The 24,511-nt window shown below is 69.9% G+C and carries 23 protein-coding genes; 16 read left to right on the forward strand and 7 right to left on the reverse strand.

Annotation, left to right across the window (positions count from 1 at the left end):
• Nucleotides 1–699: DNA gyrase modulator (locus tag VG899_09665; GenBank protein ID HWA66618.1), on the reverse strand; the 699-nt coding region annotated here is incomplete at its 3' end.
• Between the two features lie 46 nt (nucleotides 700–745).
• Nucleotides 746–1,699 carry a zinc-binding dehydrogenase gene (locus tag VG899_09670; protein ID HWA66619.1) on the reverse strand — a complete coding sequence of 318 codons (954 nt, stop codon included), beginning with the start codon at nucleotides 1,697–1,699 and terminating at the stop codon, nucleotides 746–748.
• Nucleotides 1,700–1,747: 48 nt separating this feature from the next.
• Between VG899_09670 and VG899_09675 the strand changes: the two genes are divergently transcribed.
• On the forward strand, nucleotides 1,748–4,339 hold the full coding sequence (locus VG899_09675; protein ID HWA66620.1) for a hypothetical protein: 2,592 nt from the start codon (nucleotides 1,748–1,750) through the stop codon (nucleotides 4,337–4,339).
• Here the strand turns inward: VG899_09675 and VG899_09680 are convergent.
• Nucleotides 4,265–5,197 carry an oxygenase MpaB family protein gene (locus VG899_09680; protein HWA66621.1) on the reverse strand — a complete coding sequence of 311 codons (933 nt, stop codon included), beginning with the start codon at nucleotides 5,195–5,197 and terminating at the stop codon, nucleotides 4,265–4,267. The genes VG899_09675 and VG899_09680 overlap by 75 nt on opposite strands.
• A 62-nt stretch (nucleotides 5,198–5,259) precedes the next feature.
• Here VG899_09680 and VG899_09685 point away from each other — a divergent pair, with 62 nt between their 5' ends.
• Entirely contained in the window at nucleotides 5,260–5,853 is a 594-nt protein-coding gene (locus VG899_09685; GenBank protein ID HWA66622.1) for a TetR family transcriptional regulator, read from the forward strand.
• Nucleotides 5,850–7,139: a hypothetical protein gene (locus VG899_09690; GenBank protein ID HWA66623.1), complete on the forward strand. Its 1,290-nt coding sequence runs from the start codon at nucleotides 5,850–5,852 to the stop codon at nucleotides 7,137–7,139. The genes VG899_09685 and VG899_09690 overlap by 4 nt, the downstream gene beginning before the upstream one ends.
• A gap of 4 nt (nucleotides 7,140–7,143) precedes the next feature.
• Here VG899_09690 and VG899_09695 read toward each other — a convergent pair whose 3' ends face one another.
• Nucleotides 7,144–7,578 (reverse strand): hypothetical protein, encoded by a 435-nt coding sequence (locus VG899_09695; GenBank protein ID HWA66624.1) that lies wholly within the window; start codon nucleotides 7,576–7,578, stop codon nucleotides 7,144–7,146.
• A 156-nt stretch (nucleotides 7,579–7,734) separates the two neighbouring features.
• Here VG899_09695 and VG899_09700 point away from each other — a divergent pair, with 156 nt between their 5' ends.
• From VG899_09700 to VG899_09745, 10 genes are all read left to right on the forward strand, one after another.
• Entirely contained in the window at nucleotides 7,735–8,010 is a 276-nt protein-coding gene (locus VG899_09700; GenBank protein HWA66625.1) for a DUF3039 domain-containing protein, read from the forward strand.
• Nucleotides 8,011–8,041: 31 nt separating this feature from the next.
• Nucleotides 8,042–8,803, forward strand: coding sequence for a class II aldolase/adducin family protein (locus VG899_09705; GenBank protein HWA66626.1), 762 nt, complete (start codon nucleotides 8,042–8,044; stop codon nucleotides 8,801–8,803).
• Nucleotides 8,804–9,610, forward strand: coding sequence for an RNA methyltransferase (locus VG899_09710; GenBank protein HWA66627.1), 807 nt, complete (start codon nucleotides 8,804–8,806; stop codon nucleotides 9,608–9,610).
• Nucleotides 9,611–9,644: 34 nt separating this feature from the next.
• Complete coding sequence (locus VG899_09715) at nucleotides 9,645–10,508, forward strand: aldo/keto reductase (GenBank protein HWA66628.1); 864 nt, start codon at nucleotides 9,645–9,647, stop codon at nucleotides 10,506–10,508.
• Nucleotides 10,509–10,523: 15 nt separating this feature from the next.
• A complete protein-coding gene (locus VG899_09720) occupies nucleotides 10,524–12,122 on the forward strand; it encodes a carboxyl transferase domain-containing protein (protein HWA66629.1) in 1,599 nt (532 codons plus the stop codon).
• Nucleotides 12,119–14,089, forward strand: coding sequence for a biotin carboxylase N-terminal domain-containing protein (locus VG899_09725; protein ID HWA66630.1), 1,971 nt, complete (start codon nucleotides 12,119–12,121; stop codon nucleotides 14,087–14,089). The genes VG899_09720 and VG899_09725 overlap by 4 nt, the downstream gene beginning before the upstream one ends.
• A 58-nt stretch (nucleotides 14,090–14,147) precedes the next feature.
• A complete protein-coding gene (locus VG899_09730) occupies nucleotides 14,148–15,191 on the forward strand; it encodes a DUF4349 domain-containing protein (GenBank protein ID HWA66631.1) in 1,044 nt (347 codons plus the stop codon).
• Nucleotides 15,192–15,239: 48 nt separating this feature from the next.
• Nucleotides 15,240–16,385: an acyl-CoA dehydrogenase family protein gene (locus VG899_09735; protein ID HWA66632.1), complete on the forward strand. Its 1,146-nt coding sequence runs from the start codon at nucleotides 15,240–15,242 to the stop codon at nucleotides 16,383–16,385.
• A gap of 87 nt (nucleotides 16,386–16,472) precedes the next feature.
• On the forward strand, nucleotides 16,473–17,435 hold the full coding sequence (locus VG899_09740; protein ID HWA66633.1) for an LLM class F420-dependent oxidoreductase: 963 nt from the start codon (nucleotides 16,473–16,475) through the stop codon (nucleotides 17,433–17,435).
• Nucleotides 17,432–18,199 carry an enoyl-CoA hydratase-related protein gene (locus tag VG899_09745; protein ID HWA66634.1) on the forward strand — a complete coding sequence of 256 codons (768 nt, stop codon included), beginning with the start codon at nucleotides 17,432–17,434 and terminating at the stop codon, nucleotides 18,197–18,199. Before VG899_09740 ends, VG899_09745 begins: the two co-directional genes overlap by 4 nt.
• Here VG899_09745 and VG899_09750 read toward each other — a convergent pair whose 3' ends face one another.
• Genes VG899_09750 through acs form a run of 3 tightly spaced genes read right to left on the reverse strand, consistent with a single transcriptional unit; the run spans nucleotide 18,200 to nucleotide 21,766 of the window.
• The gene (locus tag VG899_09750; protein HWA66635.1) at nucleotides 18,200–19,183 is read right to left on the reverse strand and encodes a phosphotriesterase-related protein; all 984 of its coding nucleotides are present in this window, start codon (nucleotides 19,181–19,183) and stop codon (nucleotides 18,200–18,202) included. It abuts the gene before it with no gap.
• Nucleotides 19,184–19,186: 3 nt separating this feature from the next.
• Nucleotides 19,187–19,792, reverse strand: a complete 606-nt coding sequence (locus VG899_09755; protein HWA66636.1) for an acetate uptake transporter — start codon at nucleotides 19,790–19,792, stop codon at nucleotides 19,187–19,189.
• A 3-nt stretch (nucleotides 19,793–19,795) separates the two neighbouring features.
• Complete coding sequence (acs, locus tag VG899_09760) at nucleotides 19,796–21,766, reverse strand: acetate--CoA ligase (GenBank protein ID HWA66637.1); 1,971 nt, start codon at nucleotides 21,764–21,766, stop codon at nucleotides 19,796–19,798.
• A 93-nt stretch (nucleotides 21,767–21,859) separates the two neighbouring features.
• Between acs and VG899_09765 the strand changes: the two genes are divergently transcribed.
• The 3 genes from VG899_09765 to VG899_09775 all read left to right on the forward strand — a co-directional run bounded on the left by VG899_09765 (nucleotide 21,860) and on the right by VG899_09775 (nucleotide 24,487).
• Nucleotides 21,860–23,230, forward strand: coding sequence for a wax ester/triacylglycerol synthase family O-acyltransferase (locus VG899_09765; GenBank protein HWA66638.1), 1,371 nt, complete (start codon nucleotides 21,860–21,862; stop codon nucleotides 23,228–23,230).
• A 61-nt stretch (nucleotides 23,231–23,291) separates the two neighbouring features.
• The gene (locus VG899_09770; protein ID HWA66639.1) at nucleotides 23,292–23,816 is read left to right on the forward strand and encodes a sigma-70 family RNA polymerase sigma factor; all 525 of its coding nucleotides are present in this window, start codon (nucleotides 23,292–23,294) and stop codon (nucleotides 23,814–23,816) included.
• Complete coding sequence (locus tag VG899_09775; GenBank protein ID HWA66640.1) at nucleotides 23,813–24,487, forward strand: zf-HC2 domain-containing protein; 675 nt, start codon at nucleotides 23,813–23,815, stop codon at nucleotides 24,485–24,487. Before VG899_09770 ends, VG899_09775 begins: the two co-directional genes overlap by 4 nt.
• Nucleotides 24,488–24,511: the final 24 nt, after the last annotated feature.

Here is a 24,511-nt window from a genome sequence, read left to right on the forward strand (position 1 = left end):
TTCCGGCAGCTGGGCCAGCTCCGCGTCCCAGTCGTAGCCGCCGGTCATCCACTCCCAGCCGCGTCCCACCGGCGGCGCGATCGTGCGCATCGTCTCGAACCGGCCGCTCGCCTCGTCCACCCAGAGCGCGGTGAGCTGGCACTGCAGCCGGACCCGTTGCTGCGTGGTCGTCGTCCCGCCCAGGTCGGCGAAGAACTTGTTCTCCCGGACCTGCTTCAGCGTGGCGTCCGCGTGGTTGACGATTTTCGCGCCGAGCAGTCGCGCAGACCATTCGGCCAGCAACGCGATGCGGTCACCTTCGGTGACGCTGAACGGGTCGACCTCGTAGGAGGAGACCCACACCTGCTCACCGTGGCTGGGCTCAGCCGCCAGCTCGATGCGCTCCCCGGTGACCGGCTTGGACACCTTGGCGACCTCGACGGCGCGGTCGACCAGCGCGCGTGCCGCCTCCGGGGTGACCACCGCACCGCCGGCGAAGCCCCACGTCCCGTCGTGGACGACCCGGACCGCGAGGCCGCGCTCGTCCGCGTCGTGGCTGGTCTCCAGGCGCGCGTCGTGCAGCGCGAGGTCGCCGGTCCGGATGCGCTCGACGCGGACGTCCGCGTGCTCCACCTTCAGCTCGCGTGCGCGGTCGAGCACCGCGTCGGCCACTGCGTGGAGGGGTAGCGCGCTGAACTCCGGGTCGATGTCGTGCGGCATAGCGCGAGACGTTCCCTTCTGTGCGCGTTCTATCGGGACCGGCGGGCTACCTCGTCGGGTCGAGGACGAGCTTGCCCGTCGTACGACGTGCCCGCAGATCCTCGTGCGCAAGCTTCGCGTCCGCCAGCGAATAGGTCGCGCCGACGATCGGGGTGAGGCGGCCGGCCGCGACGAGGTCGAGCATCGCCGCCATCGGCTCGTGCACCATGCCGGGCTGTCCGATGCAGTTGGTCAGCCAGAAGCCGACGACGGTGCGGCTGTCGATCATCAGCACCCGCGGCTCGATCGGCTGCGGAGGCACGCGGCCGGCCATCCCGAAGGTCGCGAGTCGCCCGAACGGCGCCAGCGCAGCCAGGCTCGCATCGAAGGAGTTGCCGCCGGTCATCTCCAGCACGATGTCGACGCCCTTGCCGCCGTTGGCCTCGCGCAGCGCCGACTCGAGGTCGTCGGCGGCCGGGTCCACCGTGGCGTCCGCCCCGAGGCTCGCGGCGAGCTCGCGCTTGTCCGCCGACGACGCCACACCGATCACCCGGCCGGCGCCCCACAGCTTGGCCAGCTGGATCGCCAGCGTGCCCACGCCGCCGGCGGCCGCGTGCACGACGACGGTCTCGCCCACGGCCAGGTGGGTCGACGTCTTCAGCAGGTGCCATGCGGTGAGCCCCTGCACCATCAGCGCCAGCGCCTGCCCGTCGGTGACGGCGTCGGGCAGGTCGAAGCTGAGGAAGCCGGGCGCCACGGCCCACTCCGCGTAGCCGCCAGTGCCGACGAGGGCGGCGATTCGTCGCCCGTCAGGAAGGGTGCCGACGACCTCGCTGCCCGGCACGATCGGCAACCGGGTCGCGGACAGGTAGGTGTTCTCGGTCTGGTGGGTGTCGGCGTAGTTGACGCCGGCACCGGTGACCTTGACCACAGCGAAGCCTTCGGACGGGACCGGATCGGGCACCTCGGTAACCGTCAGGACCTCGGGCCCGCCGTACTCGGTGATCTGAATGGCTCGCATCGTCCGACCTTAGAGGAGACAAGATCGACGACGTCGAAACCGTGCGCCATGCCTGCCCGGCGGCGCGCGACGTGGCTGTGCGGGCTGGTCGTCGCCGTACTCGTCAGCGTCGCGCTGCCCGGCGGCGTCGTCGCGAGGGCGGCGACCGGTACCCAGCCGGATCCGCTGTCGGCGGCCTCCCTCATGACGACGGTGCGCGCCTACGCCGGCCTTGCCCCCGACCACCTCACGGACTCGTCGCACGAGACGGCGACGCAGGACTGGCTGGCGACGCAGCTGCGCGATGCGGGGCTGACCGTCGGCCGTAGCTACTACACCTACCTCGGCTTCCGCCCCACCCACGTCTCGCTGACGACCCGCGGCTACACGGCCACCGACGTCGACGCCTATCTCTACTCCGGCGTCACGCCGGACAACGGCGTGGCTGCGCCCCTCGTCGACGTCGGTCTCGGCCTGCCCGAGCAGGTGACGAGCGCGCACGTCCGCGGGAAGATCGCGGTCGTCACCGTCCCCGACGTGGACGGGCTGACCCCGACTTTTGCGACGGCGTACGGCGCGGTCGCCAAGCAGCACGCCGCCGGACTGGTGGCCGTCACCGACGGTCCCGACGGCTTGCCCGTGCAGCAGGACGTGGACTCCCGTGCCGGGGTCGGGCGGCTGCCGACGGTGATCGTCGGTTCTCGTGCGGCGACTGCGCTCGAAGCGGCCGCGAAGGCGGGCAAGACCGCGCGGCTGACGCTGAGCGCCTACGTCGGCAGGTCGTGCACGAGTGATGTGTGGGCGACGTTGCCCGGGACGGATCCGAACCGCGACGAGGTGATCGGCACCCCGACGTCGGCGTACGACGCGGCTGCCTCGGAGCGCGGCGCAGGCGTTGCGGCACTCGTCGGGCTGGCGCGGCACTACGCGGCCATGCCGCGCTCGCAACGCCCGGTCGGGCTGGTCTTCGCCGGGTTGTCCGGGCACGAGGTCGGCTACCTCGGGTTCCCGGTGCTGCTCGCGACGCACCCGGACTGGTTCGCTGCCGCCGACGCCTACCTTCACCTCGGCGCGTCCGTGGCCGCGGTTGCCCAGACGCCGGGCGCTTCGGCGCAGCCGCTCCCGATCGGGGATCCGACGCGCTCGCTCTACGTCAGCGAGAACCCGTTGCTGGAGGCGACCAGCACCGCGGCGTTCGCCGGCGCGCAGCCGCTGCTCACCACCCCGCCTGGCATCAGCGACCCGGGGGAGCAGTCGCTTGCCTATGCCGACGGCATCCCGATCGTGGCTGAGTCCGGGAGCAGTGCGTGGTTCCACACCACGGGTGACACGCCGGCCGGTGTCAGCGGCAGCGCCCTGGCCGCCGTCGCGAACGGCTTCGGCCGGGAGCTCGACCTGCTGGCGAAGCTGCCTCCCGGAAAGGTGAGCCTGGCCAACCAGGTCGCCGACGAGCTCGCGATGACCTCATCCGCCAGCACCACGCCGGCGGGCAAGCTCGGTGCCGACGTCGACCCGCCGATCCCGGTCTCCTCCTGCCGCGACCCGCGGCCGATCCAGCCGCCAGTGGTCGCGGCGGCGAAGGTGGCGAAGTCCGACCTGCCGATCGGGCTCGGCGAGGTGGGGGGCTATGAGGCAAGCGAGCCGTCCTTCGCATGGGAAGGCACGTGGCAGCAACGGACCGTGCTGTTCCCGTCCGCGGCGACCGGTGCCACGCTCTACGGGGTCGAGTTCGCGCCGCAGCGAACGCCGCCGGGCAGACGCCGGCCCGCCGTCGTGATCGTGCCGGGATCCGGGCCAGGTGTGGAGAGCTTCTACGAGTGGTCGGCGCGCGATCTGGCGGGCCACGGTTATGTGGCGCTGGTGGTCGATCCGCAGGGAGTCGGTCGCAGCGGTGCGATCGGGTCACCGCCGTGCCGTCTCACCATCGAGCCCGGCCAGGCGACCCCGTGTCCCGGCGTACCGTTCCAGCAGTCCGCGAACTACGTGGATGCGGCGGAGAGCGGGATCGACGAGCTGCTGTCGCGGCACAACCCGTATCGCGCGGTTGTCGACCCGGCCGAGATCGGCCTCGCCGGCCATTCGCTCGGTGCACGCGCCGTCAGCTACCTCCAAGGTGTCGACAAACGAGTGGACGCCGTCGTCGCGTGGGACAACCTCGCCTCCGACCTCGACGGGGACGCGGGTTCGCCGAGCGGTGGGCCGCCCGCCAGCGAGATCATCGGCGGCGGGATCCCGTTCGGCCCGCCGGTGCCGGTCCGGCCGCGTGTGCCGTCACTGGGAGAGGCCTCCGACAGCGCGGGCTTCCAGCTGCAGCGCGGCCCGCAGATCAAGAAGACGGCGTACGACGACTGGGTCCGCCACGGCGTGCCGTCGATGGAGGTGGTGTTCCGGGGCGCCCAACATCTGGACTGGGCGCAGAGCCAGCTTCCCGCCCCCGGTGGCAACGTCGAGCTCGAACGGTTCGAGTACTACACGCGGGCGTGGTTCGACCTGTTCCTCAGACACGACGCCGGCGCCGTGCGTCGGCTGCTCGCGACAACCGTCGTGGGCAAGGCGAGGTCGGACCTGTTGTCGTCCTCTTTCGCCTCAGCGGTGTCGATTCCCGGCCGCCACGTCGACTGCGGCGACCTCGCCGTGTCGTGCCACCCGCGCCTTGGCTAGGGCGACGTACTTCGGTTCATCGAACGCCCACCGGGTCAGCCGCGCGTCGGCGCGCAGGTAAGGCTCGAACATCACCGTCTGGACCACCGACGAGTGGTGGTAGCCCGTCATCTGTCGCACCCAGTCGGGTGCCAGGCTCATCCCGGCGCGGACGAAGTAGGCGTGCAGCGCGCGGTCGATCGGGCGTGGCGTGCGGGTCGGCAGGAACGGCGCGGTCAGCAGGAACTCGAAGAACTCCCCGAGCTGTGCGGTCACGGCTAGCTCAGGTCGCATCGCGTCGACGAAGTCCGCGAGCTCTGCCATGGACTCTGGCACCCCCGACGCGCCGGCCATGCGGCCGATGAGCGCCTGCTCTTTGAGGTAGCGGTCCTTTTCCTCGGCGCTGAGCGGTGAGTTGTAGCGCTCGTAGCTGCGCAGGATCATCCACGGGATCATCGTGTGCACCCACGCGAGGAGCTTCGGATCCAGCGCCCGGAACGGCACGCCGTCGGGTCGGTGGCCTTCGACGAAGCCGTGGATGTGCCGGACCTTGTCGATCAGCGCGGTGGCAGCCTCGGTGTTGCCGAACGTGGTCGCGAGGACATAGCCCAGCGTGGTACGGGCCCGCCGGAACGGGTCTTCGCGGTAGCTGGACAGCTGTTGGACGCCGGCCATCACCGACGGGTGAAGAAGCTCCATGACGATGGCGCTGGTGCCGGCTCGCCCGACCGCGCTGAGGTCGCTGTTGATCTTCCACGAGACGCTGTCCGGTCCGCACAGCCCCGGGTCGCCGGCGGGCCCGCCGTACACCGCGGGGTCGTCATGAGTGCCGCTGATGCCTTCGATCGTGTCGACGATGCGGCGCTGCAGAGCGTTCATCGGCTCCCACTGAGATATTCTGAATATGTGGATACTCCCGGTATATCAGTGGTGGCACTGTCGTGACCACCCCTTCCCGGCGGTTGACCCGCGCCGAGAGCAAGGAGCGCACCCGCCAGCGTCTCGTCGATGCGGCGACGACGCTGTTCCTGCGCGACGGCTTCCGCGCGACGACGCTCGAGCAGATCGGGGACGAGGCCGGCTACACCCGCGGCGCGGTGTATTCGAACTTCGCCAGCAAGACCGAAGTGGGTATCGCCGTGATCGATCGGCTGTACGCCGACGTCGAGGAGCGGCTCGAGCAGGCGTTGCGCCGAGACGACTGGCTGGCCGCCATGACGAGCTGGGCCGATGAGTCGATCGGCGACCCGGCCTGGATGCGCCTCGAGCTCGAGATCGCGGCGCTGAGCGTGACCGATGACAGCTATCTGGCCGCGACCGCGGCGCGCTACGCGCGGCTTCGGCAACGCGCTCGTGAGCTGGTCGCGGAATGCCTGGGAGGTGAGGTCAGCGAGACGATGGCCGTCGCGGTGCTCGGCATGCTGCTCGGAGTGGGCGCGCAGCGCGCGGCCGACCCCAGCATCCCTGGCAGCGCGTGGACCGAGTTGCTGGCGCAGCTGCTCGGCCCGCGATCGCGCCGGGACTGGGGTCGGTGAGACGCACAGCGTGGTTGCCGGCGGCCGCGGCCGCTGTGTTCCTGCTGCCGGTCGCTACCGCCACCGCCAGCCCCGCCGCCGGCTCGGGACGGCTCCTGCCCGCCGAGCGCACGTCCGGCCCGGTCGCGTCACGCTCGCCGGCGCCGCACTCCAGGTTGGTCTTCGCCGCCGCCGAGGAGGACTCCACGCTGCAGGGCTTCACCAGCGGCCGGGTTCCCGACCCGCGCAGCTACTGGACGGTCCGGCGCAACCTCAGCATGTACACACCGGCCCTCTGGCATCTGCTGCAGCGGCGTAGGGCGTGGCTGAGCGTCAACCTCCGCTGGCGGCGCGACTTCGGCCCGGTCCCGAAGGGAGCGCCGCACTTCGGGGAGCTCGTGGCGTTCCTGCGGACCGCGGCGCGCCATCACGTCGGCATCGTCGCGTGGCTCACGGTCCCGTACGCCGACGGCTACTGGCTGACCGAGGACAACGTGGCCACCTTCGACCGGGCGGCACGCGACTTCGACGCGTGGGCGCACCGGATCGGGTTCCGACCCGAGCAGGTGCTGCTGGATCTGGAGTCACCGCTGCAAGACAGCGCAATCTCCAGCGAGGCGCTGCGGGATCCGTTCCCGGCAGTGGCGATGCTCGACCGCAACGTCGACCCGGCACACCAGTGCGCCGCGACGGGTGAGATCGAGCGCCTGGCCGGCTGGCTGACCCGACGCGGGTACTCGACGAGCGCGGCCGCGTACCCCTTCCTTCTCGACGACGTCGCCGACGGGGACCTTGCGCTCTCCGACGGCCTGGACATGGCTGTGCCGCGGCCGGGCACCTTCGGCCAGGTTGCCTTCATGGTGATGCGCTCGGTCTACGCCAGCCTGATCGGCACCGACCCCGGGTCGTCGATCCTCGCCTCCTACATCGACGCGATGCGCCGCTGGTACGGCACGGCCGCTGGGTTCAGCCTCGGCGTCGCGGGCCAGGGCCCGTACCGGAATCTCGCAGCGATGGTCGAGGACACCCGTCTCGCAGCGGCACTGACTCCCGGCACGATCGGCATCTACTCCCTCGAGACCGCGCTGCAGGCTTACGGGCGCTCCGGGATCGCCGAGCTGTTCGATGCGGCGGCGCACCCGCTGGCCGGCCCGGCGCTCACCCAGGCCAGCGGCTGGTCGACCGGTACCGACGAGGCGCGCACCGTCCTCGCCGCGATGAACGACCTCGTCACCGCGGGACTGCCACTGGCCACCGCCTCCCGCGGCTCCCCGCAGCTGGCGAACCGGTGGCCGACGGGCTGCTGACCGACTAGCGGCCGAAGCGGAACGGTTGCGGCGGCGGGCTCAGCTTCGCCCTCGGGCAGGTGGCGAGGGACAGCCCGCCGTAGCCGAGCGCTTCGTCGCACAGGGAGGTGACGGTGTAGCCGAGCTGGCGCCCCTCGAGGGTGATCGTCGCCCGGAACAGGGTGATCTCGAAGCGGGTGGGCGTCCCATGAATGATCTGGATGGTCCCCAGCAGCTGCGCGGTGCCAGGGCCGCGGTCCGCGCCGTTCCACGGCTGGTCGTATCGCCGCCAGCTGGTGGGCTCCGGCAGCCACGGACCCCCCATGCGCACGTCGTGCAGCGACAGGAAGGCGAGAATCTCGCGGCCGGCGGTTTCCGGGACGATCGCGGCGGGCCGGATGACCCCGGTCACCGCTCCGTCGTCACATGCCTCGCTGACGAGTTGCTCGAGTGCGTTCACGACTCCTCTTTCAGTCGCCGAACCGTTTCCTCTCAGTTGTCGGGCATGCGGCCGTGCCGCGCCATGGCTCGTTGTGACGGTTCTGCTCGGCGAACGGCGTATCCCACCAACCGTTCGGCCTACTTCACCCCGCAATGACCGGATTACGCTCGGGTCGTGACCGAGGTGGACACCGACGTACGGGTCGTGGAGCGTCCCGACGTCCTGCCGACCCACGACGGCGATCACGAGCGCTTCGCGCACTACGCCGACCGCGACAAGATCACGGAGGCGATGGTCACCGGTACGCCGGTGGTCGCGCTGTGCGGCAAGGTCTGGGTACCGAGCCGCGACCCCAAGAAGTACCCGATCTGTCCGGAGTGCAAGCGGCTGTTCGAGCTCGGTCCGGAGGGCCGGATGCGGGAGTGGCGCAAGCAGAACCCTGACGCCTGACATCCCGCCGAGATGGAGGGATAATCGGCGCATGGCTGACAAGTGGTTCCCGTTGCCCCCGAAGTTCGACTCGCTCGAGGACGAGCGCCAGCACCGCAAGGAGCGCCTCGCCGCCGGCTTCCGGCTGTTCTCGAAGTTCGGCTTCGAGGAGGGCGTCGCCGGTCACATCACCGCGCGGGACCCGATCGAGCCCAACACCTTCTGGGTCAACCCGTTCGCCGTGCCGTTCGCACACGTCTCGGTCAGCAAGCTGATCCGGGTCAACGACACCGGTGAGGTCGTCGAGGGCAACTACCACGTCAACGAGGCCGCCTTCTGCATCCACTCGCGCGTCCACGAGGCGCGGCCCGACGTCGTGGCCGCCGCGCACAGCCACTCGACGTACGGCCGGGCGCTGTCGGCGCTCGGCGAGCTGCTCGAGCCGATCACCCAGGATGTCTGCGCCTTCTACGACGACCACGCCCTCTTCGACGACTACACCGGGGTCGTGACCGATCTGGAGGAGGGCAAGCGGATCGCCCACGCCCTCGGCGAGAACAAGGCCGTCATCCTGCGCAACCACGGTCTGCTCACCGCGGGCACCTCCGTCGACTCCGCCGTCTGGTGGTTCATCACCATGGAACGCTCCTGCCAGGTGCAGCTGCTGGCCAAGGCGGCCGGCAAGGTCGTCCACATCGATCTCGACCAGGCGAAGAAGACGCACGAGACGGTCGGCTCGGAGCTGGCCGGCTGGTTCTCCTTCCAGCCGCTGTACGAGAAGATCGTGCGCGAGCAGCCTGACCTGCTCGATTAGTTGGACCTCGTCGTCGAGGTCGACGACCCCGGCGACCCGCGGCTGGCCGACTACCGTGCGCTGACCGACGTCGCGCTGCGCATGTCGGTCGAGTCACCGCACGGGATGTTCATCGCCGAGGGTGCGCTGGTCATCGAGCGTGCGCTCGACGCCGGCTACCGGCTGCGGTCGGCGCTGATGACGCCGCAGTGGCTCGACCGTTCCGCGCCGTGGCTCGCGCGCGCCGACGCGCCCGTGTACGTCGGCAGCGACGCGCTGCTGCGGTCCCTGACCGGCTTCCACGTGCATCGCGGGGCGCTCGCGTCGGTGCACCGTCGTGAGCTCCCGTCGGTCGACGAGGTCTCGCGCGGCGCACGCCGGCTCGCGGTCATCGAGGACCTCGTCAACCACACCAACCTCGGCGCGATCTTCCGCACCGCCGCGGCGCTCGGCGTCGACGGCGTCGTCGTCTCGCCGCAGTCCGCGGATCCGCTCTACCGGCGCTGCGTGCGGGTCTCGATGGGTGCCGTCTTCACCGTCCCGTACGCACGAGCCACCTCCTGGCCGGACGCGATCGGCGGGTTGCGCGCCGCGGGCTTTCGGACCTTGGCGCTGACGCCGGCGCCGGATGCCGTGGACCTCGGCGGCGTCGAGTTCGACCCGGATGACCGGATCGCGATCGTCGTGGGGACGGAGGGCGAAGGGCTGACGCGGCCCGCGATCGAGGCGTGTGAGGCTGCGGTCCAGATCCCCATGGCCGCCGGGATCGACTCGCTCAACGTCGCCACCGCCGCCGGCATCGCGATGTGGGAGCTGCGCCCCCGGTGATTGAGCCCGCAACCGCGGTGGGAATGCTGACGCTGTGACACAAACGCTGGGCTCGGTACACGCGTCGGGAACGTTCCGCATCGGCGGTGACCTCGAGGTGCATCGCCTCGGTTTCGGCGCGATGCAGCTCACCGGCCAAGGCATCTGGGGTGAGCCGCGCGACCGCGACGAGTGCATCCGCGTCTTGCGTCGGGCGGTCGATCTCGGCGTCGACCTGATCGACACGGCGGACTCGTACGGCCCGTTCGTCTCCGAGGACCTGATCCGAGAGGCGTTGCACCCCTACCCCTCGGGGTTGGTCATCGCGACCAAGGGCGGGCTGACTCGCGCCGGCCCGGGCGACTGGCGTCCGGTGGGACGTCCAGCGTACCTGCGCCAGTGCGTCGAGATGTCGCTGCGGCGACTGCGGCTGGAATGCATCGACCTCTACCAGCTGCATCGCGTCGACCCGGCGACGCCGATGGAGGAGTCGCTGGGTGAGCTGAAGGCGATGCAGGACGAGGGCAAGATCCGCCACATCGGGGTCTCGGAGGTCGGTGTCGAGACGATTGCGGCGATGCGAGCCGTCGTCGACGTCGTGAGCGTGCAGAACCTCTACAACCTCACCGACCGCCATCACGAGGACGTCGTCGACTACTGCGACCGTGAAGGTCTCGGTTTCATCCCGTGGTTCCCACTCGCGACCGGCAAGCTCGCCGCCGAAGGGGGGCCGCTCGCACGGATGGCCGACGAGCACTCCGCATCGGCCTCCCAGCTCGCGTTGGCGTGGCTGCTGCGCCGCTCGCCGGTGATGCTGCCGATTCCCGGGACCTCGTCGGTCGCGCACCTCGAGGAGAACTGCGCGGCCGCGGACGTGTCGCTCTCCGACGACGAGTACGACCAGCTCAGCGCGCTGTAGATAGGCTCCGGCACCGTGCCGGTGCTTCCCGATCGCGTCGACCGAGACGCGCCGGAGTACGCCGCCCGGCGAGAGTCGCTGCTGGAGCTGCTCGCCGAGCACGAGCGCCAGCTCGCGCTCGCCACGGCGGGTGGCGGGGAACGGATGGTCGAGCGCCATCACCAGCGCGGCAAGCTGTTGCCCCGCGAGCGCATCGAGCTGCTGCTGGACCCCGACACCCCGTTCCTCGAGCTGTCCCCGCTGTGCGCGTGGGGCACGAACTTCACCGTCGGCGGCAGCGTGGTCACCGGCATCGGCGTCGTCGAGGGCACCGAGGTCCTCGTGCAGGCCCACGACCCGACGGTGCGCGGCGGCGCGGTCAACCCCTTCGGCGCCAAGAAGCAGGGGCGTGCCTCCCAGATCGCGACCGAGAACCGGCTGCCGGTGGTCAACCTGGTCGAGTCCGGCGGCGCCGACCTTCCGACCCAGAGCGAGATCTTCATCCCAGGCGGCGCCGGGTTCCGGGACCTGACGCGCAAGTCGGCCGCCGCGATCCCGACGATCGCGCTGGTCTTCGGCAACTCGACGGCCGGGGGCGCCTACGTCCCGGGCATGTCCGACTACATCGTGATGGTCGAGGGCCGGGCCAAGGTCTTCCTCGGCGGGCCGCCGTTGGTGAAGATGGCGACCGGAGAGGTCGCCGACGAAGAGGAGCTCGGCGGCGCCGAGATGCATGCGCGAACCAGCGGACTTGCCGACTACCTCGCCGTCGACGAGTACGACGCGATCCGGCTCGGGCGCCAGATCGTTCGCCGGCTCAACCGCGAGAAGCTGGGTCGCCCGCCGGCCTCGTCGTACTCCGAGCCGCTCTACGACATCGACGACCTGCTCGGCATCGTGCCGACCGACCTGCGTGAGCCCTTCGACCCGCGCGACGTACTTGCCCGCATCCTCGACGGCAGCGAGTTCGACGAGTTCAAGCCGCTCTACGGGACCTCGCTGGTCACCGGCTTCGGGCAGCTGCACGGGTATCCGGTCGGCGTTCTCGCCAACGCGCGTGGCGTGCTGTTCGCCGAGGACAGCGAGAAGGCGACGCAGTTCATCCAGCTCGCCAACCAGGCCGACACCCCACTGCTGTTCCTGCAGAACACGACCGGCTACATGGTCGGCAAGGAGTACGAGCAGCGGGGCATCATCAAGGCCGGCGCGCAGATGATCAACGCGGTCAGCAACAGCGACGTGCCGCACTTCACACTCAACATGGGCGCGTCGTACGGCGCCGGCAACTACGGGATGTGTGGGCGCGCCTACGACCCGCGTTTCCTGTTCACATGGCCGAACGCGAAGTCGGCCGTGATGGGCCCCGCGCAGCTGGCCGGGGTGCTGTCCATCGTCGGCCGCGCCTCAGCGGAGGCGAAGGGCCAGCCCTACGACGAAGCCGCCGACCAGGCGATGCGGGAGCTGGTCGAGAACCAGATCGAAGCCGAGAGCAAGGCGTTGTTCCTCACCGCACGCCTCTACGACGACGGCATCATCGACCCGCGCGACACCCGCACGGTGCTCGGGATCGCCCTCTCGGTCGCGCACAACACCCCGATCCAGGGGCGCCGGGGTTTCGGCGTCTTCCGGATGTGAGCGCGATCCGGCGGCTCCTGGTCGCCAACCGCGGCGAGATCGCCCGTCGGGTGTTCCGGACCGCGCGCGAGATGGCGATCGCCACCGTCGCGGTCTACAGCGACGCGGACGCCAACTCGCCGTTCGTCACCGATGCCGACGCGGCGGTCCGGCTGCCCGGCAACACGCCCGCGGAGACCTACCTGCGAGGTGACCTCATCGTCGCCGCCGCACAAGCCGCCGGTGCCGACGCGGTACATCCGGGCTACGGCTTCCTGTCCGAGAACGCCGGCTTCGCTCGCGAGGTGGTGGCAGCCGGGCTGACCTGGATCGGACCACCGGCGGATGCCATCGAGGCGATGGGCTCGAAGCTCGGCGCGAAGCGGCTGATGCGCGACGCCGGGGTGCCGACGCTGCCGTGGTCGGAGACCGTTGACGGGGCGGCCGAGGTCGGCTTCCCGTTGCTGGTCAAGGCGTCGGCCGGTGGCGGCGGCCGGGGGATGCGGGTCGTCCGGGAAGCCGCCGAGCTCGCCGAGGCGGTCGAGGCGGCCAGCCGGGAGGCGGCCGGTGCCTTCGGTGACGCGACGGTGTTCTGCGAGCGTTACCTCGAGGCACCCCGCCACATCGAGGTGCAGGTCTTCGCGGACAGCCACGGCAACGTGGTGTCGCTGTTCGAGCGCGAGTGTTCGATCCAGCGCCGCCATCAGAAGATCGTCGAGGAGGCACCGTCGCCGGCGGTGACCACGCAGCTGCGGGAGAGCCTCGGCCAGGCCGCGGTCGCCGCGGCCGAAGCCGTCGGGTACGTCGGCGCAGGCACCGTCGAGTTCGTCATGGCGGCGGACTCGTCGTACGCGTTCCTCGAGATGAACACCCGGCTGCAGGTCGAGCACCCGGTGACCGAGCTGGTGACCGGCCTGGACCTCGTGCGGCTGCAGATCCTCGTCGCGCAGGGCGAAGCGTTGCCGCCGGAGGCACTGTCGCCCTCGATCGACGGCCACGCGATCGAGGTGCGGCTCTACGCCGAGGATGCGCGCAACGACTTCCTGCCGGTGACCGGCACGCTGCGCGAGTTCTCGATCGCCGCCGGCGTACGGGCCGACACCGGTGTCCGCTCGGGCGACATTGTCTCGCCGTACTACGACGCCATGATCGGCAAGATCATCGCGCATGCGCCGACCCGAGCCGAGGCGGCGGCCCGGCTGGCGGCCGGCCTGCGCGCCTCCCGGATTCACGGGATCACGACCAACCGCGACCTGTTGGTCGGGATCCTGGGCGAGCCCGAGTTCCTCGCGGGCGCGACGGACACCGGCTATCTCGACCGCCACGACCCCGCCGAGCTCGGCCGCTCACCGCTGGTAACGGTGACCGACCGCGATGCGCACGTCGCGGCGGCGGTGGTTGCGCTGCAGGCCGCGCACCGAGCGGCTGACCCGGCGTGGCGGCGGCTGCCCAGCGGCTGGCGCAACAACCCGGCGATTCCACAGCGGGTCGTGCTCGACGACACCGAGTCGCAGGTGGCGGTGAGCTACCGGTTCGTGCGTGGCGTGATCGGCTCGTTCGAGGTCGACGGTCGTGACGTGGCGGTCGAGGTCCACGGCGTGGCGGGTGATGTCGTCGACCTGACCGTGGCAGGAGTACGCCGTCGAATGCAGGTGGCGATCTCCACGGACCGGCGCATCATCGACGTCGACTCCGCGCTCGGTTCGTCGTCGTACACCGTGGTTCCCCGCTTCGCCGACCCGTCTGAGGCCGTCACCGCAGGTTCACTCATCGCGCCGATGCCGGGATCGGTGGTGCGGGTGCTGGTCGACCGAGGCGCGAGCGTCGGCAAGGGGGATCCGCTCGTGGTGCTCGAGGCCATGAAGATGGAGCACACCGTCGCAAGTCCCACCGACGGAACGGTGAGCGAGATCCACGTCGCGGCCGGCCAGCAGGTCGACGCCGGGACTGTGCTCGTCGTCGTCGACTCCGGCGAAACGGAAACCTAGCCGGAACCGCCACCGCCCGCCCGGCGTCCAACTGGCAACGCGAAGTTGGGGAGGCGTCATGACAGCCGGCCGAGCATTCGATCTCGATCACCGGGTCCGAGCGGCGGTGATCGGAACCCTCGCGCTGCTCGTTGCGCTGATCGCCACCGCGTTCGCGATAGGCGGCTCTGGCTCGCCGAGCAACGAAAGTGCGGGCGGCGCATCGGCGAGCGCCGCGATCGCCAAGGCGCCCGCCGGCACCACCAACGGCGTCGGCGTCGCGGGAGGCGTCGGTGCCGCGCCGTTGCTCGCGGCCCATCGCAGCGCGACGACGTTCTCTGCCGACAGCGCCGCTTCCGGTGCGGGATCAACCGCCGCGGGCACTCCGGCCGAGCAGCCGCCCGAGGTGTCGGCGAGCGAGTCGTCCTCCGGTGACTCGCTGGGTGCCACGAAGATCGTCAAGACCGGCGAGCTCACCCTTCGGGTCGACGCCTCGCAGGTGCAGACGGCGGTCCGCGACCTCACGGCGCTCGCGACGGCCCAAGGGGGCTACGTGGCGAGTAGCAACACCAACACTGGGGGAGGCGAGCCGTCGGGCGAGGTCGTGCTGCGCGTACCGGTCGGGCACTTCGCAGATGCCGTCAGCGCCGCGGAGAAGGTGGCGGGTGGGCACGTGCTGTCGCTGACGACCTCCGCCGACGACGTCACCGGCCACTACGTCGACCTCGCCGCCCGCCGGCACGCGCTGGAACAGACCCGCGCGACGTACCTCACGATCCTCGGACACGCGACGACGATCGGGGCGACGCTTGCCGTGCAGGACCGCATCCAGACCGTCCAGGAGCAGATCGACCAGCTCACCGGTCAGCTCAAGCTGCTCGGAAGTCAGGCGTCGTACTCCACCCTCACCGTCGACGTGACCCCGGTCGCCCTCGTCGCTGCCGCGTCACATCAGCCGCACGGCCTGAGCAAGGCGTGGCACACCTCGTGGAGCCGGTTCGGTCGGGGAATGGACTCGATCGTGGCTGCGATCGGCCCGATCGTGCTCGCGCTGCTGATCTTGGCGGTCGCGCTGGCGGTGTCGGTCGCGGGCTACCGCGGAATGCGCCGCGTCGCGAGCTGACAGCGGCCCGGGCCGCGCCGACGGCCGACCGAACCGTATTCTGCCGACATGCAGAAGGACCTCTACACCGCTGACCACGAGGCGTTCCGCGACACGGCGCGCGGCTTCGTCGAGCGCTACGTCACCCCGTTCCACGACGCGTGGGAGAAGGACGGCGTCGTCGACCGGGGCGTCTGGGTCGAGGCGGGCAAGCACGGCCTGCTCGGTTTCGAGATCAGTGAGGAGTACGGCGGTGGCGGGGTCGCCGACTTCCGCTACAACGCCGTGCTCGGCGAGGAGCTGATCCGTGCCGGAGCGAGCGGCATCGGGTTCGGGCTGCACAACGACGTGAACGCGCCGTACTTCGAGCGGTTGGCGACGCCGGAGCAGAAGGCGCGCTGGATGCCGGGGTTCTGCAGCGGAGAGCTGATCACCGCCATCGCGATGACCGAGCCGGCCGCCGGCTCGGACCTGCAGGGCATCAAGACGACCGCCGTCCGCGACGGCGACGACTGGATCCTCAACGGCCAGAAGACGTTCATCACCAACGGCATCAACTCCGACCTCGTCATCGTCGTCGTGCGTACCGATCCCGACGCGAAAGCCGCCCACGGGACGTCGCTGCTGGTCGTCGAGCGCGGCATGCCCGGCTTCGAGCGCGGCCGCAATCTCAACAAGATCGGCATGAAGGCGCAGGACACCGCCGAGCTGTTCTTCACCAACGTGCGGGTGCCCGCCAACAACCTGCTGGGCGAGCTCAACGGCGGGTTCATCCATTTGATGGAGAACCTGCCCCAGGAGCGGCTGTCGATCGCCGTCGGCGCGGTCGCCTCCGCCGAGACGGTCCTGGCCAACACGCTGGAGTACTGCAAGACGCGGACCGCGTTCGGCAAGCCGATCGGCTCGTTCCAGAACTCGCGCTTCGTGCTCGCCGAGCTGGCAACCGAGGTCGAGGTCGCCCGGGTCTACATCGACAAGTGCATCGCCGAGCACAACGAAGGCCGGTTCAGCGCGGTGGACGCCGCCATGGCGAAGTGGTGGACCACCGAGCTGCAGAAGCGGGTCATCGACTCCTGCCTGCAGCTGCACGGCGGCTACGGCTACATGCTGGAGTACCCGGTCGCGAAGGCGTACATCGACACCCGCGTGCAGACGATCTACGGCGGGACGACCGAGATCATGAAGGAGATCGTCGGCCGTTCCCTCGGCGTCTGACCCCCGGTGATCTTGACGCTTTCGGCCCGAAGACGACCCCATCAGGCCGAAAGCGTCAAGATCACCGTGGTTCGGTAAGGTCGCGCCGTGGCTGACCGATACGGCATCACCTTCCCGTTCGACGACATCGCGCTGACCGACCAGCGGCCGATCGTCGAGTCACTGGCCGACCTCGGCTACACCGACTTGTGGTCGGCGGAGTCCAACGGGTACGACGGGTTCACGCCACTCGCCCTCGCCAGCGTGTGGGCGCCGACGTTGCGGCTGGGCATCGCGATCATCCCGGTCTACACGCGGGGCCCCGCGACGTTGGCCATGTGCGCGGCCTCGCTCGCGGCGGCGGCACCCGGTCGCTTCGTCCTCGGCATCGGTACGTCGTCAAACGTCATCGTCGAGAAGTGGAACAGCACGCCGTTCGCGGCGCCGTACGCCAAGACGCGCGACACGATCGACTTCCTGAAGAAGGCGATGACCGGCGAGAAGGTCAGCGAGACCTACGAAACCTTCAAGGTCGAGGGCTTCCGGATGGGCTTCACGCCACCGGTGCCGCCCACCGTCTTGCTCGCGGCGTTGCGCCCCGGGATGCTCGAGCTCGCCGGTCGGGCGTGCGACGGCGCGATCACCAACTGGCTCGGCCCCGACGACGTCCCTGCGGTGGCGAAGGCCCTCGCCGAAGGAGCGCCCGGCAAGGAGCTGGCGGCGCGCATCTTCGTGGCGCCCACGGACGACGTCGACATGGCCCGGGCCGTCGGCCGCTTCGCGATCGCGGCGTACCTGACGGTCCCGGTCTACCGGGCGTTTCACGAGTGGCTCGGCAGGGGGGAGCTCATGGCGCCGATGCAGGAGGCGTGGGCGGCAGGCGATCGCAAGGCAGCCTTGGCGGCGATCCCGGACGAGCTGGTCGACGACCTCGTCGTCCACGGCGCGCCAGGCGCGTGCCGTGAGCGAATCGGGGAGTACGTCGCGAACGGCATCACTAGCCCGGTGCTCGCGGTGCTGCCGGTCGGCGTGGACGCCGCCACCGCGGTCCGGGAGCTGGCGCCGCGATGAGCCTCGTGGAGTACGCCGTGGAAGACGGCGTAGCGGTCATCACGCTGAACCGGCCGGAGGCGCTGAACGCCTGGACGTTCGACATGGGCGTGGAGTACCTCGCGCGGCTCGACGAAGCCGCCGCCGACCCGGCAGTCCGAGTGGTGATCATCACGGGTGCTGGTCGCGGGTTCTGCGCCGGCGCCGACATGGCGATGCTCAAACGGCTGATCGCGGGGGAGCTGCCGCCGGCCGAGGGCGTCCGGGAGGACTTCGCGACCGAACCCGCCGTGCCCAAGCCGGTCATTGCCGCGATCAACGGGCCCTGCGTCGGGCTCGGCCTGGCGCGCGCCCTCTACTGCGACGTCCGGTTCCTGCAGCGCGGTACGAAGCTCTCGACCGCCTTCGCGCGGCGCGGGTTGCCCGCGGAGGACGGTCTGGCGTGGCTGGTCCCGCGGATCGTCGGCTGGTCGCGGGGCCTGGATCTGCTGCTGTCCGCCCGGACGATCACCGACGACGAAGCGCTGTCGCTCGGTCTCGTCACGGCGGTGGTCGACGACGCGCTTGCGGCCGCGAAGAGCTACGCGCGCGAGATAGTGTTCAACTGCTCCCCGCAGTCGCTGCGCTGGATGAAGGCCCAGGTGTGGGCGGCGTCTGGCGCAACGCTGCAAGAGGCCAACGCCGAGGCCGACGAGCTGCTGCTCCAGGCCTTCAAGCTGCCCGACCTGCCGGAAAGCGTCGCGGCGTACCTCGAGAAGCGTCCCCCGAACTTCCGCTCCTGCTGATCACGCCGGTTCGGCGGCGAAGCGGGTTGCCGTCTCGAACCAGCGCCGAGGGTTGTCCACGAGCATCGTGTCGATGTGCTCCTCGGTCACGCCGAGCTCACGAAGCGCTGGCAGTACGTCGTTGCTGATGTGCAGGAAGTTCCAGTTCGGCGCCATCGCGAGCACGCTCGGCTCGACCCAGTCGAAGTAGCAGGACGCGTCGTGGGCAAGCATCAGCTTGTCGACGTAGCCGCGCCGGATGAGCTCGGCGACCATCCCGACCCGTTGCTCGAACGGCAGATAGACGTCGACTCCGAACCGGTCCATGCCGAGGTGATAGCCGAGCTCGGCGAGCTCGCTGAGATGGTCGGCGTCGCCGGAGTCGCCGCTGTGCGCCAGTTGCACGTTGTCCGGCGCGACGCCCTCCTCGGTCAGCACCCGGTGGACTTCGAGACCGCGATGCGTGCCGGGGTGGGTGTGCACCATCACCGGCGCTCCGGTTCGTAGGTGCGCCCGTGCCACCGATCGAAGCACGCGCTCGACGCCCTCGGTCATGCCCTGCTCATCGATCGCGCATTTCAGGAACGCAGCACGTACGCCGGTGTCGGCGATCCCCTCGGTGAGATCCGTGACGAACATGTCGGCCATCGGATCGTCCGGGCCGAGCCCGAACATTCCGCGCATCGTGAAGTAGCGCGGCAAGTCGTTGTAGGTGTAGACGCCGGTCGCGCAGATGATGTTGAGGTCGACCTGTTCGGCGATGTCGACGATGCGCGGGATGTAGCGGCCGAGGCCGATCACCGTGGGGTCGGCGATCGTGTCGATGCCGGCGGCCTTCAGCGCGGTGAGCTTGGCGATCGCATCGGCGACGTTGCGCTCTTCGTCCCAGTCGGTCTTGAAGTTCGCCTGGACCTCGGTGGTCATCACGAACACGTGTTCGTGGATCAGAGTGCGGCCCAGGGCCCCGCTGTCGACGGGGCCCCGGGCCGTGGGCACTTCAGCCAAATGTCACCGCGCCAGAGGGAGGGTCGGAAGGATCGTCCGGTTGAACGTGGAGTTCGTCACGCCCGCGAAGGAGGCGTACCACGCGGCGGCAGCCGTCGCGACGCCGAGCCACCCGCCGATGTGCGTCAGGTGCGGGCTGGCGTGGAAGGCGCCGATGGTCAGGAACACGTAGGTGATCGTAAGCAGCACGAAGACCAGTTCGACAGCCCCGCTCACCCGCAGCGCCGCGATCGCCATGTACGCGGTGAAGATGCCCCACGCGAGGAAGAAGGTCCCGAACAGCGCCTCGGTGCCCGGAGTACCGGGGATCACCTTGCCGACCTGGACGATGAAGAACACCGCAATCCAGAACCCGCCGTACGACGAGAACGCCGTCGCGCCGAAGGTGTTGCCGCGCTTGAACTCCCACATGCCGGCGAGCAGCTGGACGCTCCCGCCGTAGGCGATCGCGGTGTAGACGGCTGCGGCGGCCGCGGACGGGTAGACGTTCGCGTTGGCGAGGCTGAGGATGAACGTGGTGAGGGCGAAAGCTGCGAGCCCGAGCGGAGCCGGATCGGCGACGTCGGGGAGTGGCGCTGGGATAGGCCGTTCGGATGTCGAGGTTGACATTCCCTATTCCTCTTTCTCTGAGCCCCCGTCCATGCGCTCGCGGATTGCGTCCGTGACGGTCGGGTCGAGCAGCGTCGTCACGTCCCCCAGCTCCCGGTGCTCCGCGATGTCACGCAGCAGCCGTCGCATGATCTTGCCGCTGCGCGTCTTGGGAAGCTCCGGTGTGACGAGCACCTGCCGGGGCTTCGCGATGGGACCGATCTGCTTGGCGACGTGATCGCGCAACGACTGCACGAACTCATCGCCCGACGCCTCGTCTTCCGCGACGCTGCCCCGGGGTGTGACGAACGCGACGATCGCCTGCCCGGTGGTTGCGTCACTCGCCCCGACCACAGCCGCCTCGGCGACGGATGGGTGGCTGACGAGTGCATGCTCGACCTCTGTCGTCGAGATGCGGTGGCCGGAGACGTTCATGACGTCGTCGACGCGGCCCAGCAGCCACAGGTCGCCGTCGTCGTCCTTCTTCGCGCCGTCGCCGGCGAAATACATGCCGTCGAACCGAGACCAGTAGGTGTCCTTGTACCGCTGGTCGTCGCCCCAGATGCCGCGCAGCATTCCGGGCCAGGGTTCGGTGAGCACGAGGAAACCCCCGCCGCCGTTGCCGACGGGCGTGCCGTTGTTGTCAACGACCTCGGCGCTGATGCCCGGGAACGGTGTCATCGCCGCGCCCGGCTTCGTCGAGGTGACTCCCGGGAGTGGGGTGATCATGATCCCGCCGGTCTCGGTCTGCCACCAGGTGTCGACGACCGGCGTACGACCGCCGCCGACGTTCTCCCGGTACCAGATCCAGGCCTCAGGGTTGATCGGCTCACCGACCGAGCCGAGCAGGCGCAGCGAGGACAGGTCGTACGGCGCGAGCTCCTCAGCGCCCCACTTCATCAGGGTGCGGATGGTGGTCGGAGCGGTGTAGAGGATCGAGACCTTGTGGTCCTGGATGAGCTTCCACCAGCGGGCCTTGTCTCCCGGATGTGGTGTGCCCTCGTACATCACCGACGTGGTCTGGTTGATCAGCGGCCCGTACACGATGTAGCTGTGGCCGGTGATCCACCCGATGTCGGCGGCGCACCAGTAGACGTCGCGCTCCGGCTTGAGGTCGAACACCAGCCGGTGTGTCGCGGACACGTGGGTGAGATAGCCACCGGTCGTGTGCAGGATGCCTTTCGGCTTCGCGGTCGTGCCGGACGTGTACATCATGAACAGCGGGTGTTCGGAGTCGAACGCTTCCGCCTCGTGGGCGTCGGAGGCGCTGTCCACGACGTCGTGCCACCACACGTCCCGGTCGCCGTGCCAGACGACGTCGTCGCCGGTACGCCGGACGACGAGCACTGTCCGCACGTCCGGGCAGCCTTCGAGGGCCTCGTCGACGGCCGGTTTGACCGGAGTCGGTGACCCGCGCCGGAACTGCCCGTCCGTGGTGACGACCACGCGCGAGTCGGAGTCGAGGATCCGGCCGCGCAGCGAGTCCGAGGAGAAGCCGCAGAACACGACGTTGTGCGGTGCGCCGATCCTCGCGCACGCGAGCATCGTGACGACGGTCTCGGGGATCATCGGCATGTAGATCGTGACGCGGTCGCCGGAGGCGACACCGAGGCTCGTCAGCGCGTTGGCTGCCTTGGAGACCTCTCGCTTGAGATCGGCGTACGTCACGTCGCGACGCTCGCGCTCGCCGTCACCGACCCAATGGAAGGCGACCTTGTCGCCGGCGCCCGCATCGACGTGCCGGTCGACGGCGTTGACGCAGGCGTTGAGCCGGCCCCCGATGAACCACTTCGAGAACGGCAGCTGCCAGTCGAGCACCTGGGTCCACGGCGAGGACCAGGTCAGCGCGCGAGCCTGCTCCTCCCACCAGGCGAGCCGGTCAGCCGCGGCCTGGGTGTACGTCTCGGCAGTGGCGTTGGCCTCGCGGGCGAGATCTTGCGGCGGCTCGAACCTGCGCGTCTCGTGGAGTAGGGCGTCTAGCGCAGCCTCGGACATGTCCGCCGCCTTTCGTGACTCCTGGATGTGGCCTTGCCCGAAAATGATCAGACCACACCCGGTCCGGGCGCATTTGCGTCATGCTTGTCCGCCATGGCGTTGCTGTCGCTGCAGGATCAGGCGTTCCTGCTGCCCGAGACCCGTGACCAGCCCATGCACGTCGGGGGTCTGCAGCTGTTCACGCCGCCGGAGGGAGCAGGCCGGGACTACCTCGAAGACGTGTACGCCGAGATGCTCGCGATCGAGGAGATCGCGCCGCTGTTCCGCCGGCGGATTCATCGCTCGGTCGGCACGTTGGGGCAGTGGGTCTGGCAGGAGGACAAGGAACTCGACCTCGAGCACCACGTCCGTCACTCAGCGCTTCCCCGCCCGGGCCGGATCCGCGAGCTGCTCGCATTGGTGTCCCGGCTGCACAGCACGCTGCTCGATCGGCAGCGGCCGCTGTGGGAGCTGCATCTGATCGAGGGCCTCGAGGACGGCCGCTTCGCGATCTACTCGAAGCTGCACCACGCGGTCATGGACGGGGTCTCCGCGATGCGGCTGATGCAGAGCTCGCTGACGACGGACCCGGACGACATGAGCCTGCGCGCGCCGTACATCGCTCGGGAGATCGGGCCCGGGCATTCGACCAGCAGCGGATTCTCGCCGGCCGTCTTGGCGGGGCTGGCCCGCGAGGCGGTCAGCGAGACGGTTGCGCTCGGGCCGCTGGCGTTGCGTGCCGCCGACCGGTTGCTGCGCGAGCAGGCGGCGGCGCTGCCGAGCCCCGCGCCGCGCACGATCCTCAACGGTGCGATCACCGGCTCGCGACGGTTCGCCGCGCAGTCCTGGCCGCTGGAGCGACTGCAGGTGATCCGCAAGCAGGCGGGGGTGACGCTCAACGACGTCGTCCTTGCTCTGTGCTCGGGGGCGCTGCGCGCCTACCTCGACGAGCAGCAGGAGCTGCCGGAGGCGTCGCTGGTCGCCATGGTCCCGGTTCATCTCAGCGCGATCGGCAAGGGGACGAGCGCCGGCAACAACGTCGGCGCGATCCTCACCAGCCTCGGCACCGACCAGCCGGACCCGGCGCGGCGACTCGAGACGATCGTTGAGTCGATGCAGCATGGCAAGGACCTGCTTGCGAGCCTGAGTCGCGTCCAGGCCGTTGCGTTGTCCGCGGTCGCGATGGCGCCTCTGGCGATGAGCTCGTTCTTCGGGATCAACCGGCTGCTGCCGCCGCCGTTCAACCTCGTGATCTCCAACGTCCCGGGCCCGAAGGAACCGCTGTGGTCGCAAGGCGCTCGGCTGGAAGCCTTCTACCCACTGTCGATCCCGACGGTCGGTCAGGCCCTGAACATCACGGTGACGAGCTACGTCGAGAACATGGAGTTCGGTCTGACCGGATGCCGCCGCCACGTGCCGCACCTGCAGCGGCTGCTCACCCACCTCGACACCGCGCTCGACGAGCTCGAGGTCGCAACCGCCTGAACCGCAGACGCCGCCCCGGCGTAGTGACAGTCGTGGGGCAGGTGAAGTCGTGGCAGCGTCGATGATGGTGGCTGTGGACCCGGCGGACGAGCTGGCGTTGCGCGACCTGTACGACGCGCACGCCGGAGCCCTGCTGGCCTACGCCACCCGGCTCACCGGCGGCGACCGGGGCCGTGCGGAGGACGTCGTACAGGAGACCTTGCTGCGGGCGTGGCGTCACCGTGACGTACTCGACGAGTCGCGCGGGCCGATCCGGCCGTGGTTGTTCACCGTCGCCCAACGAGTCGCGATCGACGCCTACCGGGCCCGCTCGGCCCGGCCGACAGAGGTCGGCGACGCGGTGCTCGAGGTGGTGCCGGCCGCTGACGACATCGACGCCCGGCTCGATCGGATGCTGATCAGCGACGCGCTCACCGCGCTGTCCGAGGAGCATCGGGCGGTGCTGATCGAGACGTACTACCGCGGCCGTTCGGTTGCCGACGCCGCAGCGGTGCTCGGGGTGCCGGCCGGCACCGTCAAATCCCGTACGTTCTACGCGTTACGCGCGCTGAAGCTCGCGCTCGCCGAACGCGGGGTCACGACATGACCCGCTGCGATGAGGTCACCCTCGCCCTCGGCGCCTACGTGCTGGACGCGCTCGACCCGGCCGAGCGTGCCGCGGTGGATGTGCACCTACGCACGTGTGAGCAGTGCCGTGGCGAGCTCGCGGAGCTCGCGACGTTGCCTGCGCTGCTGTCACGGCTGAGCCTGCAGGACCTCGGTGAGGCGCTACCCACGGTGGTGGCGCCCGAGTCGCTGTTCGACAAGGTCGTCGCGTCGGTCCGCAAGGACTCTGTCGTCGTGCGGCTCGGCTGGCTGCGGCAGCGCCCGGCGCAGGCGTTGGCCGCTGCTGCTGCCGCGGTGGTCCTGGTTGCGGGTGGTGTCACAGCGCTGGTGGAGCTGGGCGGCTCGTCGGGCCCGTCGGCGGCCGTGCAGACCGCGGACGGCACTCACGGAAGTGTCCGGATGAAGGTGACCCTCGCCGCTCAGGCCGCCGGGACGGCGCTGCGGGTCGCAGTGTCGGGTCTGCCCGAGGACGAACACTGCTGGCTGGTGGCTGTGGCCGACGACGGTACGCGCGAGTCCGTCGGCCGATGGGTTGCGACGTACGCCGGCAACGCGCAGGTCACCGGGTCGACGTCCATTCCGGTATCCCATCTGCGCCGGCTGATCCTGCTGGGGGACGACGACCAGCAGTTGGTGAGCGTTGCGGTCTGACGGGTTCGACCCCGCCGAAAATCG

The organism is Mycobacteriales bacterium, assembly GCA_035550055.1.
In the GTDB taxonomy this organism is placed as follows: Bacteria; Actinomycetota; Actinomycetes; order JAFAQI01; family JAFAQI01; genus DASZTV01.